We start from the raw sequence: 20,156 nt of genomic DNA, 5'->3' as shown, positions 1-20,156 counted from the left end.
ATAAACGATGAAAAGAACTTTATACGCAATTTGCGCCCTAGCAATGAGCCTAACTGCTTTTGCGCAGAAACTAGACACGCCCAAAGGAAAGCTAATCGACAACATGTATCGCACCAGCGACTCGTGGGTAAAGCGGAATTGGACAAGCACTGAACCTGGCAGATACGAGGGTTTAGTTTCTAAAATAGTGGTGGGCGACGACAATTGCCTTTACGTTTACAACCCGCTGTCGGGTCTCGACAGCAAGTCGTGGCTGAAACTAGACAAGATTGGCGAAGGCAAATACAGGGCTGCTTTGCCCCAAGTAATCTATAAAGACAACAACGGCGACGATGATGACGATGAGGGCGGCAGCTCCGAACGCATATTTAAGCTCAACCGCATGTCGGCCATTGCCGATAATCAGTACAAGGTTGTTGAGGCAAACAAGAATTTCATGGACTTTTCGTGGGATGGGAAAACGCTTAAAATGTTGGGCACAGGCACCAAAAACGATATGCTTGGAGCCGTTTTCAACGACAAGACATGGGACAGCCAATATGGCGACTGGAATGTCACCATCGAAACCTTCGACGAAAAACCCCTTACGCCACCTGCTTCTGCCCCCAAAAAGCAATACATGCTCACCTCCAAAACAGAAACTTCTCCGCGTATCGTTGAGGTCGCCACCCACAACAACGACATCTACGTCAAAGGTATATTCGCAAACGAAAAGTTGGCCAACCTGTGGGTTAAGCTCACAAAGGAGGGCAACAAGGCCGTTTTGCCTACAAACCAGTATCTGGGCACAGCGGTAAAGACCTACTTCAAACGCTTCTCCAACGATATGGCTCAGTATCACGCTTACGCAGCAGCCTTCAACGACGAGAACACCGTTGCAGATAAACTGGAATTTAACATAGACCCCACAACAGGTGCACTATCCAACGACAAAATCCTCAAAGTGGTGCTGGGAAAAAGCAGTTCAACCAACATGCCCAAGGAAGATTTCGGCACACTTCAAAACTTAGTGCTCACGCCATACGAGCAAAAGGCCGGCAAACCCGAAAAGCCTACGCTGCACTACTGCTCGGCTGCTCCAAGCTACGACTATTCTGTAACCACCATCACCTTGGCGTTCTATGTAAGAAGTGCCGACATAAACGGCAACTATCTCGACCCCAACAAGATGTATTACAACGTCTACATCAACGACAACCAAGAGCCTTTCAAGTTTACACACGCAAGGTATCCCTACATAGAAAAGGACATGACCAACATCCCCTTTAACTATCAAGACAAGAGGAACGACGACATCAAGGTTGCAGACAACCAACGCATCCTGCACTTCTACGACGAGTCTATCAAAAAGCTGTCGGTAGTGATGGTTTACGAGGCAGAAGACGGCAAGAAGTATTCAAGCGAACCCATGACAACCCAAGTTGTTTCTACGGGTATAGACAACGCCACCATCAACAACATCCCCACCCAACAGTACTATTCTGTTGATGGATGCCGTCGTCAGCAACTCGAAAAAGGCCTGAATATCGTGAAGTATTCAGACGGAACAACCAAGAAGGTTCTGGTAAAGTAACCGTCCAAGGTTGTGTATGGCATTAGCCGTACATCCACAAGCCCAACAACACATCTACTTATTGCCCTTTGGTGACGTTCTGCCAAACGGCAATAAGTAGATTTGTTTTTTAAGTCTTACGTTTACGCCTGCCTTGCATAAGCACCCATGTAGGGGCGGAACACAGCAGTTTAAACCCCAATCGGTTCGTTAGAGCTTTTGAAAGTAAAGTGAAATGAAACGCCGCCCGTAATCGACAGAGGCGAGAAAACGCACTTTTCAAAGAACGAGAAATTAAGAGATAAACTCCGCAAGTTTCTTTCTCACCACTTCTATATCATGCTCCCTATTATCCCTCTTTAAGCGTTTCGTTGTACCAAAATCGCTATAACGCAGTATGATAAGCCTTATGCCATGCTTTGACAACTCCGTTCTTCGTCTCTCGTCATACAAACGTCTTTGCTCTCCCCTAGACACGCCACTTACCGTTTTCTTATTATCGAAGAATGGCGTCGACTCAGTATGCTGACTTTCATAATACTCTATCACAAGGTTCAAACCCTCATAATAGGCGTCAACAGGCAGCATTCTCTTAGTATCGCCCAACAAAAAACCAAAACAATGCTGTTGCGATGCTTTCATTTTTAGCACTTCATTGCAGAGCCCTATTACATAGTATTCATCTGAATTAGCCCTACTCGAACCCTTCTTCCTCACAGATGTGTCATTAGAAACATCAACCAAGCCCTTAGATAACGATGTATTCCCATCCATATCTGTGTTTACATCAACAAAAGTCCAATAGATATTTTTCTGTTTTAATTCTCCACGAGCGTAAGGTATGTCATGTAGACAGCCTTCGCTATTGAGTTTTCTGAGAATCTTTCTAATAGGCAGCCCATTTCGATGGTCTTTCTTAAAGATACCTTTATCAATAAACAACCCCATAAGTTCCAATGCCGGCACCTGTCTGGGGTTGGTTTTATCAGCAAAGTAAGCGCTCAACACGCTGTTAATTGCCTGTATACGTTCTTGCATCAAGTTTTTTGTCATGGTCTTTGGTATGTGTTGGTTGCCACTTTCACGGGTGCAGAGAAACCATTCCCGTTCCATTTCAAGTAATAGAAGCGCATAGTGTCGCTCCCGATGTTTCTCACACCGATGTTCTTACCCTTTCGGGGCAAGTCGCACAATGTGCCTTCTAGCTGCGTTAAACGTTTATGCACAGTGAGGTCGGGCGTAAGTGTTCGGGTTGTGGGGTCGTAATCGTAGGCCATGCACACCTGAGAAGAAAACGTATCACTCTCGTAAGTGAGGGTAACAATCAGCAACTTATGGCCGTTATCGCGTTTCCAAAGGGCGGCATCTAGTTTCTGACCGTTCTCGCATTCCACATAAAACCAGCCGCCAATCGTGTTGTACACCACGATACCATAGTTGGCATCAGACACGGCGTAGGTGCTGCTCTTGGCATTAACGGGCGATTGGGGATGCTCAAAGTTGAAACGTTCGTAGCGTCCCTGCTTTTTAGAGAACCTCACAACAAACTTCTGCGGACCGCCTTCTAAGCCCTGCCACGCCTTACAAACGGCAATAGTGAGGTCTTTTACGTTGTCGGTCTTGACGGAAGTCGGGAGTTCCACACCCATATCTTTCCATCCTTCAATCAATTCGCTGCCCCATTGCGCCTCATCCGAGAGATTATCTTCTTCCTCACCGCATTCGCAGTCGGCCTCATCTTCCTCGTTTTCGTTGTCGGCGTTGCTATCTACATTCTCCTGTTCGCGCGAGGCTTTAAGGTTGGGTCTGCCCTCAGGACCCACATCGCGCGGGCTCAGTTCGTTGTTGTCGCGGCTATACGATGTTGCCCCGTGCTGATAAACGTCGATGTTTCCCAAGTCGCCCGAATGGTGAATTTCGCAGTCGCGCAACGAAAGGTTGGTCTTTTCAACATAAAAAAGCGGCCCTTGGTTTTGTGCAAAGCGGCATCTGGAGAATGAGGTATTGGTAGCATTGGCAAGGGTGATGAGCGTAAATTCACGGCAACGGTAGAAGTCGCTGTCGGCAAACGTCATGTTGAAACAGTTTCGCAGGGTCATAATGCCATAGCTGCAATCGCGTATAATGCTCTTGGTGAAATTCAGTTCGCGCGTGTCGGTGGCTGTGATGCCTTCCGTTCCACAGCCGTATAGGTCGCATTTGTCTATCTGTACCCCTTCACAACCATCAAATTCCAACACGCCACCCTCGCAATATCCTTCGTCGGTGTGTCCTAAGGTAAGGTTACGAAGGGTGACGTTATGGGCACTTCTAAAACTAATCACATAAGCATAGCGCGGCCGCACGATGAGTGCAGCCCCCTTAGTGCCTTGGATGATGAGGTTTTTACATTGGTCGAGCACCAGCTGATGGCCGTCGAACATGCCCTCCCTGTTCACTTGCTTGGTGGGATTAGACCCTACGGACAAGTCGCTCATGTTTGCTTTCTGTGCGAGGTCGTCGAATTCCATCACGTCAGAAAGGTTGATAACACCGCTAACAGTTATTGTTCGGTCGGACCCCAAGGCCTTGATAAAGTCGTGCGCCGTGCTTACCTTGTATTCTTTCGCTGCCAACATGCCTGCAAGCATGAGCAGCAATGTGAGTAATGATAGCTTTTTCATATCTGAGTTTATAAGTTCATGAGTTGACGAGTTCACAAGTTGACGGGTTGACGAGTTTACAAGGTTTTTATTAACGAGTTAACGAGTTTGTGGGCGTTAGCCATTTTTTCACCTTTCCACCTTTTCACCCTTTCACCTTTAAAGGGCGTTAGCCATTTTTCACCTTTTCACCCTTTCACCTTTTCACCCTTTCACCCTTATAAGCCTTTTCACCTTTTGGGCAAATCTTTTAGTTCTTTCGTCACTTCAAGGATGCTCAACAGGGCCGTTCTACCGTTTTTCTCAACCCTTATTCTACCTATGCGCTTGTCCACCTTCACCACCTTGCAGTCTGGCACGAACGTGTTGCCAATCTTAGCAAATACAGAGTCGCCCACAACATAGTCCACATTGAAAGGAATTAGCTGGCATTTCTCTCGTTCGGCCACCCATATTCGGTTCCCAGCATCAGTAAGCAACAGCTTATCGCCCTTGATGTTCACGATGATGGCGGCCCTCCATTTGCCATTATCGTTTACCGCTACGGATGCTCCCGACATCCATTCGCCACTTTTCAGCACCTTAAACGAATTGGGCCGCAGCTCTTCGTTGGCATGACTGTTGGCAAACCCTCTGCCGTCGGCCTTGTAGTCGAGGTCTAAGTAACACACCTTTGGCGTTAGCTGCTTGGTATCGTCTACCACAATGGCGCGCTGCAACCCTTGTCCCGACTGCCACCACGTTAGCAAAACATCGCCATTTTGTGCCTTCTCGCCCATTGGCAGAGGCATTACCAGTGCCTGTGGCACCTTTATTTCTTCGCCCATACCCGCTACGGTTATCGTGTTTTGCCCCACTTCCTTAATGGTAAAGCAGTATATGGGCAGCAGGGTCGCAGTAAGGTCTTCACCTCTTTGCAAAGCTCCGCCATAGAAAGCAGCAGGCGAAAGCACCGTCTGCCCCACTTCCACATCTTTCAATGTGAAGTTGCGGGGGAAGTCCCAAGGGAACGAATCAGTAGGCTGAACACCATTCGTTCTTCCTATGCTATCCCCCCTATCCGAGCCGCCAGTACCGCCGCCTCTGCTCTCACAGGCGTTAAACAGTGTACCAAAGGTTACGACCAAGGCCGCAACAACAAGCATTCGTTTCATATTTTCAATCGATTAAGGATTATATACCACATTGGCAGTGGGCAGCACGCCAGCATGTCCAACATGTGTATGGCCCCTTTGCTCACACATTCTTATTTCAATGCCGCACTTCGAGGCCTTCCGTTTCCGCCAAGCCCATACACTACAACCGCCCTGCCCCTTTTCTCGGCATGCAAGCCCCAACCTTTTGTCCACCCCTTAACCGTAATGAAACGAAATTAAAGGCCAGATGGAGCTAGCACAACCAGAAATAGAACAGCAGTGCCACCACCACACAAGCCAGTATGGTGAGGGTAACTTTCAGCTTGTCGAGCGGATAGTTGCCAGTTATCTTGCCCGTTCTGCCGTTCACCACAAATTGGTAGGCCTTGCCGTTAAAGTGGAAGACGCTTATCCACAGCGGCAACAATATCAGCTTAAACATCACGTTGTTGTACATCGTGTACATCTCGGTAATTCGTTGTCGGTCGCCGCCAATGTCTTCTTTCACCCTTTCTTCAATCTCGTTTTCCATCTTACCCTTAGCCGCTGTCAGGCCTTCACGAAAGTCGATGGTGTAAAGGTCGGTGATAAAGCCCGCCAAGAACTCCGGGTTGTATGGCACCAGCTTGTTCAAGTCCCAAAGAACCAAATCGTTGAGGATGTTGTTGGGCAAGGCTTTCGTGGCAGGAACGATAACATCGTCGAAACCAACTTGCACCGTGCCGCGTGTCGTTTTCCAATCTGTCACCGTCCTACTCGTTGTATTTCCCTTCTCATCCTGGCTTTCCTCGCGGCGGTCAATCCCCCTTTCTCCCGTATAGCGCGTAACGGTATCGGCATCATACGTCCAGAAGGGCAGGTAAACGCCCTTGAAACCATCCGTTTGTACGCCGCCTCTCTTCAGTTTCGATGGTGCGAACCACTTTCTGCTGAGCCAGCCATTAAAGCTGTCGTTGCACTTGTCTTTGGCAAATTCGAAGGGCAGGATGTAGTTGGGTTGCCAGAAACGGCGTTCTTGTGCATTCTGCATGATGAGCGGCGTGCCGCAGAAGGCGCACGTTGCCGACGATTTTTCGGGCGGCAACGTGGTGAAGGCTCCGCATTGTTGGCACCTCACCTCCACCGTGCTGATGGTTTGTTCGTTCAGATTTTCGTCTGATTGCTCCGCCCATTGGTCGTAGCTGTTTTCCTTAACGACAGCCGGCGTAAGGTCTAGTTCTTTGGTTGAGCCACAATAGACACATTCCAACATCTTACGTTTGGGCGAGTAAGCCATCATGCCCCCACATGCGGGGCATTTGGTTTGTAGGGCATCGTTTATGCTTAAGTCCATAGTTAGGGCTGTTAGTGGATAGGATAAGGGCAGGCCGTAAGGCTTTTGGCAGCAGGTGTGGGTTTTACGTTCCAGGTGGCGGCGGCGGTGGCGTTGCGCCGAAGAGGGCGGCAAGTGCGGGCACATTCTTAGCGAACTCCCACGATGCCATGCCGTTGGTCCACACGTATGTATCGCGCGTTAGCTGTCCGCTTTGCGCCATCTGCTGCAATTGGGGCATGCCGAACGGACCTTGCTGTTGGCCGTTTACCGACAAATGGAACATGGGTTGCGGCGGCGGAGGTGGCGGCATACCCGGTGCGCCTGCGCCCACGGCAGGCTGTTGCGGGGGTTGTTGCGCGCCCGGCTGCACCATCTGCCCAGCCATTTGGTTCGTCATTTGGTTGGCCATGGCAAACCCCATGCCCATACCCATTGCGTTTGTTGCAACGTTTCCGCCGCCATTGGCAGCTCCTTCCACAAGCGAATCGGCGAATTGCATCTGCGTATAAGTGCCCATATTGCCGATAACGCCCATGCTTGTGCGCTTGTCGAGAGCCTTTTCAACGGCTTCGGGCAGCGAGATGTTCTCCACCAAAAAATTCGTTAGCTCCAACCCATATTCCTCAAAGTCGGGTTTCAGCGCCTCGGTAAGACTGGCTGAGAACTCATTCAGGTTGCCGGCAAGGTCTAAAGCGGATATCTTGCTCTCGCCCAAATGGTCGGTAAACTTGGTGATGACGAAGTTGCGCAGTTGTTGGGTAATGCCTTCGGTGGTGAAATTGCCGTTTGTTCCGGCCACGTTGGTAATGAACTTTCGCGGGTCGGCGTTCACCCTGAAACAATAAGAGCCAAAAGCGCGCATGCGGATAGGGCCAAATTCGGGGTCGCGCAGCATGATGGGGTTGGCCGTTCCCCATTTAACGTTGAGAAATTGTTTGGTGTTAACAAAATAGACATCAACCTTAAATGGCGAGTTAAACCCATATTTCCAGCCCATAATGGTGCTCAGTATGGGCATGTTGTTGGTATTAAGCACGTGTCTGCCCGGTTGGTAAATGTCGGCGAACTGCCCTTCGTTTACCAATACAGCCACTTGACTTTCGCGCACGTTGAGTTGTGCGCCGTTTTTTATTTCAGATTGATAGCGCGGAAAGCGCCATATCATGGTGTCGCTGGTGTTATCAGTCCATTCTATAATGTCTATAAACTCGTTTCTGAGCTTGTTGAAAAGTCCCATACGCTTTAAGTTTTGTCCAGTTAATAGTTATGGCTCTCGCCCTTAACCGGGCCATTTGCATACCCTCTAAAACAAGTGCCATAGTTCCAACTTTTGTAAAGATGATACAAAAATAGTAATTGTTTTTCAATCTTTCAAATAATATTGATGTTTTTTTCTTCGAACACATTTACGTTCCGCACATATTGCCGCCAAAACAAGAAAATAAAGCCAGATTAAGCACATTTTGCGCCGTCGTGCCAAACGCCGTGCGTCAAGAAACATTATCGTATAAAAGTAGTAAAATAGGGGTTTGCCCATCCTTTCGATGTTGTTCGCCGCACCTCTGCGTTTTAACCGTGCAACTTGCCAACCCGCAAACTTGCATCTTGTAATGTTTTCAGTACGAATTTTAACATTATGAATGCCCTTTTTGTCCACCAACTGCCAATCTTGCCGCAAAAAATCGATTCTCGCGGAGGTTTGACTTGGTGCAAAATGGGGCATGCTTGTGCATGCGGCATAATGAATATTTATTACAAGCAACCGCCGTTTGCACCTGTTTTGGAACTGTTTTCAGCAAAAAACAGTGCAATATGGTGCTAAATGCAGTGCAATATGCCGCTAAACGCCGTGCGTTTTGGTGCTAAATACAATGCGTTTTGGTGCAAAACGCAAGGTAAAATGGTGCAAAACGCAGTGAAAAATGCTGCTAAACACGATACAAAAAGCATAAAAATACGCCCCAACGGTATAAACATAACCTTCTAGACCCATGAAACACATGCCTAAAAAGGGCAAAACACCCATTAAAAAGTGGGATTTTGGGGTCTAAAAGTGGTTTTTTGGACGTAAATAATAATGGGTTGGCAACCAATCTAGAAAGGCTAAACGGTACAAAATGCAGGCTTTTTCTTAAAAACGGACATATCGGAAGGCGAAAAAGAGTAGAAATATTGCCCATTTGCATACTTTTTGACCTTAATTTTCGCTAGAACGGCGCGAAATTTGGAGATGTATTGTAAAAATAAAAATAAGAATTTAAGTTTTTGAGTTGATGGGGTTGTTAGTTGACGAGTTAACAAGCTAACGAGTTGACAAGGGTGTGAGGTGGTGAGGTTGATGGGGTTGGTTAGTTGACGAGTTAACAAGTTAACGGGTTGACAAGGGTGCGAGGTGGTGAGGTTGATGGGGTGGTTAGTTGACGAGTTAACAGGTTAACGAGTTGACAAGGGTGCGAGGTGGTGAGTTTGATGGGGTGATGAGGGTGTGAGGTTGTAAGCTTGTGCGTTTATAATACAGTGAGTTCATCAAGCTTACGGGTTCATCAAGCTTACGAGTTGTCGTCGAACAGAATTGGATTTGGGTTGCGCCATCCCCCACAGGCGTGCCCATCAGGCCTACGGATGCCTTCATGGCGCAACTCTTTGTGCGCCCAATCACCGTTACACGGCGGCTGCCGAGGGGCGAACACCCTTTATTGTAATTGGAGTTTCGTGCCCGTTGACGAAACGTCAACCACGTTTCTTAAATCCAATTCTGTTTGACAACAACAAGTTTACCGGCAGAAAAGTTAGCGCGTCAGCCGCGGTTCACCCATTAACGCGTTAACAGGCACGGCCTTCTTTTCGCCTTACCATCTTTACCTAAAAGCCATACTTCAACTTAACCCACACTTCCGAATTTCGCGAATACATGGCAAACATGCCTGCATCGGCATGAAAATAGTCGTATCCGGCGGTAAGACTAATTTGGTCGTTGAGGTCGTATTTGCATGAAAGGCGATTGAATACACCCCCATGCGACACGTCTATGTAGGCAAAGGAAGACAGAGCCAGCGTGTTGCGAAACAGCTCTTTGGAAACCCTCACTGTTGCCACGCCCGTGTTGCGGAGCACGGAAAGCCCCTCAAGACTACCGCCTACATGCTTATGAGCATATTGCGCACTGAGCATCCAGTCGTTACCTGCATACCAATCTACACCCAACAGCGCGTTAAAGACATTGCGCCCTTGCACCTCGCTGCCAAATTCTGCATTCTGCACTTCGTTTAAGTTGGCGGCCAATTCGCCACGAACCACAAACCTGCCAATGGGAAACGAGACGTCGGCACCGAACATCGTTAGGCGGCGATAGTGGCCAACAACCGTCATAGATGCACCCGCGGGGTCTACGGCATAACTGAAAGCGGGCATCTTGTTCCAGGTGTGTAAGCCGCAGAAAGAGAAGTCTATGCCACTGAGATTTACCGAAAGCCTTCCGCCGAACTCCACGTTGCGCAGCCGCGTTTTGGGTTTTCGGCTGTCCAAGTCGAACGTGTAGGGCATCGGTGCATCGATGTGCGCGGCCCAGGGGTTACGCTCATCGGTGGGCAAAGTGAAGAAATCGCTCACGGGGATGCAAACCAGCTCTACATTAAATGCCTGCCTAACGAGCCTCAACCGAAAGGCATTAACGGGCGTTCGGATGTCGTCGTAGTCTTGTGCGAGGAACTCCGTATAATCCATTGGCGATATTTGGTCGGTAAGCCGCAAGGCATCCGCCACGCCCCAGATGATAATCTGTCGCCCTGCACGCAGGTCTACATGGGCGTTTGCATACGATAGGTAGGCCTCGCGCAGCGTAATGCCCGTTTGTTCTTTCAGTAAGGCGTTGTAGATAGCGTTCATCGAGACGAACAGCCTTGCGCCGCCTTTCTCCAACGTCAGTTCTCCACGCGCCCTTGTTCGCGAGGCCAGCCACTCGCCTTTGCCTTCGGTTCGGGCGGCATGATAGGTGTCGAGAAAGCCCTTTACCTGCACTTGCAGCTCATCAGCAGGCGTTTCGCCCACCAGCAACGTATCAGTTGCCGTGTCTTCATCCTGCGCCCCCGCCTGCACCGACACCGCCAGTGCAAGCAGGAGCAGGAGCATAAGCCTTGCCGTTTTCATATTCCCTTTTCTAATCTAGCAACAGTAAACAGCGCCGCATCTATCTTCAGGTCGAACTTTTGGTCGCTCATTTGGAGGATGGTTTTGTGTCCTGTCTGCACATTGCTCATCTCCATGCGCCCCATCACCCAAAAGCCTTGCACCTTCGAGATGTTGCTTACCACAAGACTGCGGTGCAACTTGTCGAGTTTATCGTAATATTCGGCCTTAACCACCACCGCGCAGTCTTGCCTTATCCAGGTGATGCGTTTGGAATATATCCCGTGTTTGTCGTTGGGAACCGACTGCACCACCCAGCATTTCTGTCCTCCGAGCATTTCTTCGCGCAGCAAGGTGTGGGTTTCTTCGTCCACGTTGCGGCTGCTCATGTCGTCGTACGTAAAGTCGCTACCCATGAAATAGTCGGTTTTCGACGACTTTCCGCTGATGCGCCTCGTTTTCTTCATGGCGGGCAGGTATAGCCAACGGTCGTCTTCGCGTTTGGCATTGTCGTAGTCCCAGGTAAGGAAACCCGTGCCTTTCACGTCGCCCGGGTAGGTAAAGAACATCACCCGCTTGCTGTCTTTTCCCACATCCATAGCCCACGAAACGAGTTTGCGTTCGCGGCGATTGCCGTTTTTCTGTATCAAAGTCATCGTTAGTGCGGCATAACGGGTGTCTCCGTCGGGCCGGTTCTTCACTTTGAGCATCACGTCGCGCCCCGTTAGGCCGGCAGCAGACGCCGAAATGGCCGAACACGCCAAAAGGATTGCACTTAAAAATATTGTTTTCATTGCTATGACATTTATTTGATTAATACTAAGTTGCCAGGTATCAAGGGTTGGCCTTGCCGTTTTGGGCTTTGCCGAAGATGTGTAAATACTTAAACAAGATGGGCGTAATGAAGAGGTCGGCCAACAAGGCAGAAACCATTCCGGCAATGGCCAATATGCCCCAGTTGCGCAATTGCAGGGCGTTAGACACCGTAAAGCCGGCAAAAGCGACGGAGATGATCAACGTAGACATCACGATGGCCAGGCCTTCGGTGCGGAAGGTGCGCTTGATGGCCAGGTCGTAGTCGCCATAACGGTTGTAGGCCAGGTGCCCATGATTGATGAAATGGATGGTATCGTCTACGGCAATACCCAACACCATGGGGATAAGCGATGCCGTCATCATGTCTAAGGGATAGTCCAGCCAGCCCATCATGCCCCCCACGATGATGGCCGGGGCGATGTTTGGTATCATGCCGATGAGCCCCACCTTCCAATTGCCGAAGACAAGAACAAGGATAACGCCAATGACAAGCACCGAAAGCAACATCGACCACATTTGTCCGCGCTCCACATACTGCTGCATGGCGGTGAACTGGGGGATGTTTCCCACAGCCGACACGTGGGCATCGGGGAAGAGCTTTTGTGCCTCTTGCTCGATGAGTTGCATTTCTTTCTCGGCCTCGTTCGAGTTGTACGAGTTGAGTTCTATCTGCAAACGCAGCCGCTTATAGTTGTAGTCCATCCAGTATTCGGCCTCGGTTCCGCCTGCATTTTCGTAAAGCAGCAACAGCTGGGCCACCATGTTGGGGTTGTGCGGTATGGCATAGGCCGAGTCTTTGTTGGCATTGAGCGTGCAGTTCATGTCCTTTATGATGTCGAGAATGGAGTTGTGGCGTTTGGTAAGCTTATAGGTTTGGGCAATGCGGCTTAGCTTGTCGAGCTTTTCCAGGTTGCTCGGCAGTTTGGCATCGCCGGCTTTGGGCAGCACAATCATCACGTCGTACGAGTACATGCTGCCCAATTCGGTTTGGCAAAGGTCGAGGAAACGAGCCACATAAGGCACCTTTCGGCCCATGGTGCGTTCTACATCGAAGGCCGGTTCGATGCTGAACAAGCCGACGGCACAAAACGCCGTGAACACAACCGACACGATGACGACAGCACGATGGCGGCGAATGACGAAGTTTCCAAGCCGTTCGAAGAGCGTTCCTGCACGCCCTTCTATGCTGCGATTCATGTGCGGGTGTGGCTTTCGGTTACGTCCGAACGACAGCAACACAGGCGTAATGAAGAGGCAAGTGCCCAAAACGCCCAGCAAACAGAGCGAGGTGTTAAGCCCTATGGCCTGCATGGGCACAATCTTCATGGCCAAGAAGGTTGCCATTGCCGCGATGGTGGTAAGCCCGGAGAGCAACACGCCCCAGCCAGTTGAGCCTACGGCCTCGACAACAGACGTGCGCCGGCGCCCCGTTTGCACAAATCGGGTTTTGAAGAAGTTGTAAAGGTGGATGTTATAGGCTATCGAACAAGCGAATGCCAGTATGACGGCAATCATCACGGTGGGCTGGTCTACGTAGATGCCCACCCAGCCAATGACGCCATAACCCAACAAGATGCCGACCACAGATGTGAGCAACGGCGCAACCACACCGCGCAACGAGCGCGTTACGAAAAACATAATTAAGATGGAGGCGATGAAGGCGAAGAGCATCAAACGGCCCATTTCGCCCTGCAAGAAGGTTACCTTTTCGTGGGTGAGATAAGGCATGCCCGAGGCGTTGGGCGACAATTCCCGATATTTGGGCTTGCTGATGATGTGCGCCAGTTCCTTTCCCGTGAGTATGTCGGGCGAGGTATTGCTGGTCTTCTTCCATTCCTGCTCGGGCGGAAAGGTTCGTAGCTTTACCATTATCCACGTCATCGTGCCGTCTTTCGACACCAATTTGCGGGCCAAATGCGGCTTACTGAATGCCCGTTGCCTAATGGCGGCCAACGAATCGGCATTGGTGGGTATCTCGTCGGGCACTATTTGCTCGATGGCCAACCCCTCATCGTTGCCCACGGTGAACTCTAAATCGGTGAGCGAGGTTATCTTTTCGGCATACGAAAGGCTGTCGAGCAGTTCGTTGCTTAGCTCTCGGATGAGCGAAAGGCTACGATGCGAGAATACATCTTTGTTCTTAACCAGCACGGCCGCATAATAATCGTTGCCGAAGATGGACTTGAATTCGTTGGTCTTAACCAGCACGGGGTCGTCTTCGAGAAAGTAATCGTCGAACGAGGTCTTCATCACGATGCGCTTAGTGCCCACGACAGAGAAGACCATCAATGCCGCAAAGGCCGCCAACACCAGCCACCTGTGCCTGAGTGTACAAATGGCAGCGCGCTTAAAACTTTTGTTTACGCTTTCTATTTTCATTGTATTTGAGTTTATTTGTTGTTTAGTTTACGAGGTTGTGAGCCCTACACTTTCATCAGTTTTCGCCAGCCTGCGGTTGAGAAATCGAAGTACTCGGCAAAGAATTTGGTGATGTCTGCCTCCGTAAGTCCTTCATGCCGCACAATCTCAAAGAGAACGTTCGACCACATCGAACAGACAATTTGCATAAAGAACGGCGACACCTCGACATGCAACCGGGGATATTTCTGTTTCAACATTTGCAGATACTCCATGCCCAATTGCGCCTGTTGGGCGGTAAGCCGCTCACGATAGCCCTCCAACGAAGTGCCTTCAGCGTTGCAGAAAAGCAGTTTCAGTTCGGTTCTAAACCGCCCTATCAGGTCCAAAAGCCTGTTCATCATCTGCGTTTGCATCTGCTCTACCGACAAGTCGTCTATCACCAAGTGCTCGCTGTTGTTGTGAAACAGCAAATACTCGTCTAATGCTTTAAGCAATGGGGCCAGCACCGCGCACAACAGTTTGTCCTTACTGTCGAAGTACTTGTAGATGTTTCCCAACGACACCCCCGACAGTTTGGCAATGGTCCGCATGGAAGTTCTCTTCACTCCGTTGCGTACAAACTCCTCATGGGCCACGGAAACAATCCTGCCCTGCACATCATCTTTCTTCACTTGCATATCGACAGTGGGTTTAAAGGTACATTAAAAGAGAACGATGTTTGATTATGTTCACAAAAAAAGCGCACTGTCTGATGTTCCAGACAGTGCGCTTTGTGATAAAGGCAACTTGCTTGTAGCCCTATATGTCTTTTCATGTCAGTCATATTTTTACACTTTTCGCCAGCAAAGTTACGCGTTTTCGCGAAACTTCACAATACCTATTATTCGGTATTTTGATTTCGGTAAAGGCACGTGAAGGGGCTTTTCGTACGCCAATCACGCTCACCGCGTATGCGCCACGCCCACGCTCAGCACGCTCATCCTTACGTTGGGAATGTCCTTCAAGCACCCCATACAGGCGCAAAGGGTGGCTCCCGTGGTAACAACATCATCCACAAAAAGCACGTGGCAGCCCATTTCGGGTATCCTCTGCACTAGCTTAAAGGCCTGATTAACGTTATCGGTGCGCGCCCAACGGTCTTTGTGGGTTTGCGTTTCGGTGTTCACGACACGGCGAATAAGCCGATGTTTCACCTTTAAACCAGTGACTTGTGCGATGCCTTGCGCCAACATTTCGCTTTGATTATAGCCTCTTTGCCGCAGCCGTTGTCGTGCCAAGGGCACTGGTACAATGAAGTCGATGCCTTCGAAGAAACCTGTTGGCAGCAGTTCTTTGCCCATCAGCTGTCCCAGTTCCACACCCAAGTCGGGACGATTGCCGTATTTCAGCTTGTAAAGCAAGGCACTAGCAGGCGCGGCAGCCTGATAATGCAGCAGGGCGGCGCAGCGTTCAACGGGCACACGACCCCAAAACAGCTGTGCCATCTCGTTGTCGTAGGGGGCGACGGCGTAGTTGGTTCGAGGCAGATGAAGGTTACAACAGGCGCACACGATGTCTTCGTGCGGTTCGAGTCGCGTGCCACACACGGCGCACGAGCGGGGTGCGAGCAAGCTTACGATGCGCCCCCACAGACTAATCTTCGGCAAACTCATCGACATCGGTTAGGCATTTGCGAATGGTTTCCATGTCAAATCCACGACCTAAGGCAAACTTTATCAGTTTCATGTTCAGTTCGTAGTCGGTAGTGGCTTTCAAAGTGCGGCGCTTACTGTCTAGCAATGGGCGCAAAACGGCCGTAAAGTCTTCGGGCTCCACCTCGTCTAACACCGGCTTATACACATCGCTCGAAATGCGTTTGGCCATCAAGGCCTGTTCCACCTTGCGCCGTCCCCAGCGGTTATAGGTAATCTTGTCGCGCACAAACATACGACAAAACCGCTCGTCGTCCACATACTTGTTCGTCACAAGATAGTCAACGATACGCTGTTGCGCGTCTTCGGCAATGCCCCAACGCCACATTTTCTCGCGCATTTCTCCCGTGCAATGCTCCGCCTTAGCGCAAAGGGCGGCCAAACGGGTGCGTGCCTGTTCTTCTGTTATTTGCTTTTGTTTGTCTTCCATTGTTGAATATTTAGTTGACAGGGTGACGAGTTGACGAGTTAACAAGGTGACAAGGTGACGAATTAACAAGTTGACGAGTTAACAAGATTGGTGGGCGCAGCCATCTTTTCACCTTTTCAATTTTTCACCTTTTCACCTTTAAAGGGCGCAGCCACCTTTTCACCTTTCCACCTTTTCACCTTTAAAGATTGCCATTATGCAACCAAGCATTTGGCTTAACTCCTTAACTTATCAACTCACTCTTCCCCTCCTTTACTACTCTACTACCTTACTACTCTACTCCTCAACTCCTCAACTTCTCAACCCCCCTGGCCTTATCGCCGACATCATCCGTTGCTTTCCAAAGGCATCGTTACGCGTTTCAATCCTCTGCCAACCCATGCAGGCCAACATCCTTTGCATCGCCTCATGGCACAAAGGATTAATCTCGAAAAACAGCTTACCGCCACGTTTCAGCGCATGCAAGGCGTATCGGGCGATACTTTCGTAAAACAACAGCGGATTTTCGTTGGGCACGAAAAGTGCCGAATGCGGCTCGTTTTGCAACACGTTGGGCTGCATCTGTTGGGCCTCGCGCTGCATGATGTAGGGCGGATTGCTAACAATCACATCCCAAAGGTCTGCATCGGGGGGCATGCAAAGGGCATCTTGCAGCGCGAACCGCACCTCCGCACCCAGCTTTTGGGCATTACGTGCGGCGATGTCGAGTGCCGTTTGCGAGATGTCTATGGCCGAAACGCGCCACGTGGGCAGGTCAAGAGCCAGCGTTGTGGCGATACACCCACTGCCCGTACCCACATCTAACAACGTGGGCGACGTGCCACAGACGGGCAAGTTGTTGCAAGTCTGCACAATCCAGGCACACAACTCCTCGGTTTCTGGTCGAGGGATAAGCACACCTTGCGCCACATCGAACGTGCGCCCCGCAAAGTCGGCACGACCCAACACATACTGCACGGGCACGCCTTGCACCAATTTATCCATTATTTTGCGCAGTCGGTGGTCATCGTCTTGCGATAATTGTGTAACTTTGCCTGCGTAAACATCGGCCAACGACAATCCAAAGCCGACGTCAAGCACCATCCTTACAATGGCCTTGGCCTCGCCTTCATCATAAAGGGGCAACAAACGGCGCCACAATTCGGGGTAGGTCATGGCTGCAAAAATAAGAAAAAAATGGATAAAAGCAATGTGAACGACACGGAAAAATGGTTGCCGCAAGCCGAAAACACCCCGTCGACGCCCGACAACATGGGGCTAACAACGACACAAACGCACGCCACCGCCACCCAAACAACCGACGAAAGCTACATGCGCCGATGCTTACAACTGGCTCGTTGCGGACTGCTGGGTGCTAAACCCAATCCGATGGTGGGGGCGGTAGTGGTGCATAACGACCGCATTATCGGCGAAGGCTATCACATTCACTGCGGCGAAGGCCATGCAGAGGTAAACGCTTTTGCGGCAATCAGACCCGAAGACGAACCTTTTCTGCCCCACTCCACGCTTTATGTAAGCCTTGAACCCTGTTCGCATTACGGCAAAACACCACCCTGTGCCGACCTTATCATCCGCAAAGGCGTGGCGCGTGTGGTGGTGGGATGTGTCGACCCCTTTTCCAAAGTGCAGGGGCGAGGCATCGAAAAGCTACGTCAAGCAGGTATCAAAGTGGTTGTGGGGGTGCTCGAAAAAGAGTGTTTGGCTGTTAATCGCCGTTTCATTGTGTTCCAACGCGAGCAACGTCCGTACGTAATCATGAAGTGGGCGCAAACGGCCAACGGCTTTATCGACGACCATTTCCACGCCTTGGCCATCTCTACGCCCTTCACCCAAATGCTGTCGCATAAGCTAAGGGCAGAGTGCGACGCCATTTTGGTGGGCAAAACCACCGACGAACGCGAACATCCCGCACTGAATACGCGCCTTTGGTGGGGCGAAAACCCGCGCCGCCTTGTGCTGCATCGGCATCAACCCATCACCCAATTGCTCGCACAGCTGTACCAAGACAACGTGCAAACGCTCATCGTTGAGGGTGGCGCCATTGTGCATCAAGCCTTTATCGATGCCAATTGTTGCGACGAAATACATCGCGAAACGGCCCCTTTCACCGTCTACGATGGCACTAGGGCCGTAGCCATTCCGCCTAAATTCCAACTGATAAAGCAAGAAACATACGATGGCAATGTGTTAGAAGAGTTTGTTAGTGAGTATGCTTGCTTATAATGCTGTGAGCTTTAAGGCAATACGCTGGTGAGCTGGAAAGCTTTCACGAAGACCGTTCGTCTGGCATAGAACCTGCAGACTACTATTTAAGGCCCAACTATTATGGCGAAATCATACTCGACGACGATTAAAATCCATAACTGTACCTTGAATGAAAAACAACTTTACCATACGTCTTAAACGGCTAACTTTGTGCGCCGTGCTATTTGCACGCGTGTCGTCGCCATGCCTCGCACAAACGGTGCGGCCCCTAAATCTGGGCCAACACGGTTGGCTAACAGACTCGATGATGCGCCAACAAGCACTCCGCTATCAGGTTATATCCGCCAAAAACGACATCAAACTACATTGGACGGGCAAGACTTTCAGGCCTCCGAAAGGCTGCGAGGGGGATAGGCACTTGGTTACCTCATCGTTGGAAAAGGTGGATAGCAAACTCTTCACTCACCCACTGTCCATTATAATAAAGGACATAGAGGTGAAGAAAAACGACGGAGAGCAGGAACCGATGACCATCCTTGCCGTGAAATCAGCAGATAAGAGGTGGAAAATCAGCCTTTCTCATACAGGTTGGTTCATGCTAAAAGAATATATCGGACCTGCATTTGGCACAACCTTCCTCGTTGATAACTGCATCTACATCATCATTCTTACGCCCATGTGGAAAACGGAATGGAACGGATTATCAGCAGAAATCTACCGCAAGGCCTTATATCATGACGTGGTAAAACCATTTATCGGCAAGCTTTTGCCATAACAACAAACTTTATTCTCGCAGTAAGGGCGGAAAAAAGACAAACAAAAACCATCTTGCTGAGATATGAAAGGAAAAGAAATTAAAGCAATAACTTGGGCGCAGTTTATTATCTTTGTGCAGTAAAACCAGGATAAACACTCATTATCCATGCACGAAGTATTGCACAAAGACACGATACCCCCCGAAGTTCTGCCCTATTTGTCTGCGACAAAACATGGTTATGCCTTGAAAAGGAATGAACTCACAAATTTGTTGAAGAGGAGTGGCGGAGTTAAACCCCAATCGGTTCATTAGAGATTTGCACAAGCAAACAGTTACAAAGATATTCTTCTGCTGCCTGAAATGCGTAAGGTTAGCTAACTATTTGCGCGTTTTCGACGTTTCTTTGGGTAAAACGAAAGCGAATTTTCCTAATGAACCGATTTGAGTTAAAGTGAAACAGCATTGCCTTTGGAAAGCCATAGGTGCATCGCAAGCAAACAAAAGTGTTCCTTTTCCTCTGCGTAAAGGTTTATTGATGCCACGCTACGCACGTCTTGCAGCCTTCCAACAACCATTTTCCAAAAGCAATTCTGCCTGACTATAAAGCGTTAAGCTAAACGCCTTGTACGGAGTGGACGACAACTCTTGTCAACTAACAGACTAGTGAACCCACAAACTCCCCCAACTCCCCAGCTCATAAATTCCCGAACCAACACGCTCCACATCTCGTCAACTTACCATCTCATCAACTCATCAACTCGTTAACTCATCAACTTGTCATCTCGTCAACTTGTCATCTCGTCAACAGGTCAACCGGTTAACCTGTCAACTGGCTAACTTGTCAACTGGTCAACCGGTCAACCCGAAACCCTGTCAACTTTTCAGTAAGAAATTTAACATTATAAGAGCCCTTTTTGCTCACCAACCGTCTATCTTGGTCGCAAAAAATCGATTCTCGCGAAGGTTGGTTTGATGCAAAAAGGCGTTAGTCTATGAATGATGTAAAATGGATATTTATTCCAAGAGAACGCCATTTGCACCATTTTTCTAGCTGTTTTCGGCACAATATAGTGCAATATGCCGCTAAACGCAGTGCAATATGGTGCAAAACGCATTGCGTTTTGGT

The 20,156-nt window shown here is 49.6% G+C and carries 16 protein-coding genes; 3 read left to right on the top strand and 13 right to left on the bottom strand.

The window, feature by feature from the left end; genetic code table 11:
• The first annotated feature begins 7 nt into the window (after positions 1–7).
• Positions 8–1,573: a hypothetical protein gene (locus tag HMPREF2955_RS13130; RefSeq protein ID WP_070723889.1), complete on the top strand. Its 1,566-nt coding sequence runs from the start codon at positions 8–10 to the stop codon at positions 1,571–1,573.
• A 273-nt stretch (positions 1,574–1,846) separates the two neighbouring features.
• On the opposite strand, the gene HMPREF2955_RS16950 is transcribed toward HMPREF2955_RS13130, so the two are convergent.
• The 12 genes from HMPREF2955_RS16950 to prmC form a co-directional block, all read right to left on the bottom strand.
• Positions 1,847–2,605, bottom strand: coding sequence for a hypothetical protein (locus tag HMPREF2955_RS16950; RefSeq protein WP_246830156.1), 759 nt, complete (start codon positions 2,603–2,605; stop codon positions 1,847–1,849).
• Complete coding sequence (locus tag HMPREF2955_RS13120) at positions 2,602–4,215, bottom strand: right-handed parallel beta-helix repeat-containing protein (protein WP_070723888.1); 1,614 nt, start codon at positions 4,213–4,215, stop codon at positions 2,602–2,604. Before HMPREF2955_RS13120 ends, HMPREF2955_RS16950 begins: the two co-directional genes overlap by 4 nt.
• 209 nt (positions 4,216–4,424) lie before the next feature.
• The gene (locus tag HMPREF2955_RS13115; protein WP_070723887.1) at positions 4,425–5,348 is read right to left on the bottom strand and encodes a hypothetical protein; all 924 of its coding nucleotides are present in this window, start codon (positions 5,346–5,348) and stop codon (positions 4,425–4,427) included.
• 235 nt (positions 5,349–5,583) lie between these two features.
• Entirely contained in the window at positions 5,584–6,663 is a 1,080-nt protein-coding gene (locus HMPREF2955_RS13110; RefSeq protein ID WP_070723886.1) for a TFIIB-type zinc ribbon-containing protein, read from the bottom strand.
• Positions 6,664–6,727: 64 nt separating this feature from the next.
• Positions 6,728–7,882, bottom strand: coding sequence for an SPFH domain-containing protein (locus HMPREF2955_RS13105; RefSeq protein ID WP_070723885.1), 1,155 nt, complete (start codon positions 7,880–7,882; stop codon positions 6,728–6,730).
• A 1,625-nt stretch (positions 7,883–9,507) separates the two neighbouring features.
• A complete protein-coding gene (locus tag HMPREF2955_RS13095; RefSeq protein ID WP_070723883.1) occupies positions 9,508–10,791 on the bottom strand; it encodes a DUF1302 family protein in 1,284 nt (427 codons plus the stop codon).
• The gene (locus HMPREF2955_RS13090) at positions 10,788–11,564 is read right to left on the bottom strand and encodes an outer membrane lipoprotein-sorting protein (RefSeq protein WP_070723882.1); all 777 of its coding nucleotides are present in this window, start codon (positions 11,562–11,564) and stop codon (positions 10,788–10,790) included. The genes HMPREF2955_RS13095 and HMPREF2955_RS13090 overlap by 4 nt, the downstream gene beginning before the upstream one ends.
• 40 nt (positions 11,565–11,604) lie before the next feature.
• On the bottom strand, positions 11,605–13,965 hold the full coding sequence (locus HMPREF2955_RS13085) for an efflux RND transporter permease subunit (RefSeq protein WP_070723881.1): 2,361 nt from the start codon (positions 13,963–13,965) through the stop codon (positions 11,605–11,607).
• A gap of 44 nt (positions 13,966–14,009) precedes the next feature.
• Positions 14,010–14,624, bottom strand: coding sequence for a TetR/AcrR family transcriptional regulator (locus HMPREF2955_RS13080; protein WP_009230858.1), 615 nt, complete (start codon positions 14,622–14,624; stop codon positions 14,010–14,012).
• Between the two features lie 264 nt (positions 14,625–14,888).
• Entirely contained in the window at positions 14,889–15,605 is a 717-nt protein-coding gene (locus HMPREF2955_RS13075; protein ID WP_070723880.1) for a ComF family protein, read from the bottom strand.
• Positions 15,580–16,068: a regulatory protein RecX gene (locus HMPREF2955_RS13070; protein WP_070723879.1), complete on the bottom strand. Its 489-nt coding sequence runs from the start codon at positions 16,066–16,068 to the stop codon at positions 15,580–15,582. The genes HMPREF2955_RS13075 and HMPREF2955_RS13070 overlap by 26 nt, the downstream gene beginning before the upstream one ends.
• A 291-nt stretch (positions 16,069–16,359) precedes the next feature.
• On the bottom strand, positions 16,360–17,223 hold the full coding sequence (prmC, locus tag HMPREF2955_RS13065) for a peptide chain release factor N(5)-glutamine methyltransferase (RefSeq protein ID WP_070723878.1): 864 nt from the start codon (positions 17,221–17,223) through the stop codon (positions 16,360–16,362).
• 21 nt (positions 17,224–17,244) lie between these two features.
• Between prmC and ribD the strand changes: the two genes are divergently transcribed.
• Complete coding sequence (ribD, locus tag HMPREF2955_RS13060) at positions 17,245–18,291, top strand: bifunctional diaminohydroxyphosphoribosylaminopyrimidine deaminase/5-amino-6-(5-phosphoribosylamino)uracil reductase RibD (RefSeq protein ID WP_210401328.1); 1,047 nt, start codon at positions 17,245–17,247, stop codon at positions 18,289–18,291.
• A gap of 151 nt (positions 18,292–18,442) precedes the next feature.
• Complete coding sequence (locus HMPREF2955_RS13055; protein ID WP_070723877.1) at positions 18,443–19,048, top strand: hypothetical protein; 606 nt, start codon at positions 18,443–18,445, stop codon at positions 19,046–19,048.
• A 911-nt stretch (positions 19,049–19,959) separates the two neighbouring features.
• Here the strand turns inward: HMPREF2955_RS13055 and HMPREF2955_RS16670 are convergent.
• The coding region (locus HMPREF2955_RS16670; RefSeq protein WP_210401327.1) for a hypothetical protein at positions 19,960–20,156 on the bottom strand (197 nt) is incomplete at its 5' end.

Source organism: Prevotella sp. HMSC073D09, assembly GCF_001814145.1.
Taxonomy (GTDB): Bacteria; Bacteroidota; Bacteroidia; order Bacteroidales; family Bacteroidaceae; genus Prevotella; species Prevotella conceptionensis.
The sequence above is the reverse complement of the archived record's forward strand: the minus strand, read 5'-3'. Positions and strand labels throughout refer to the sequence as shown.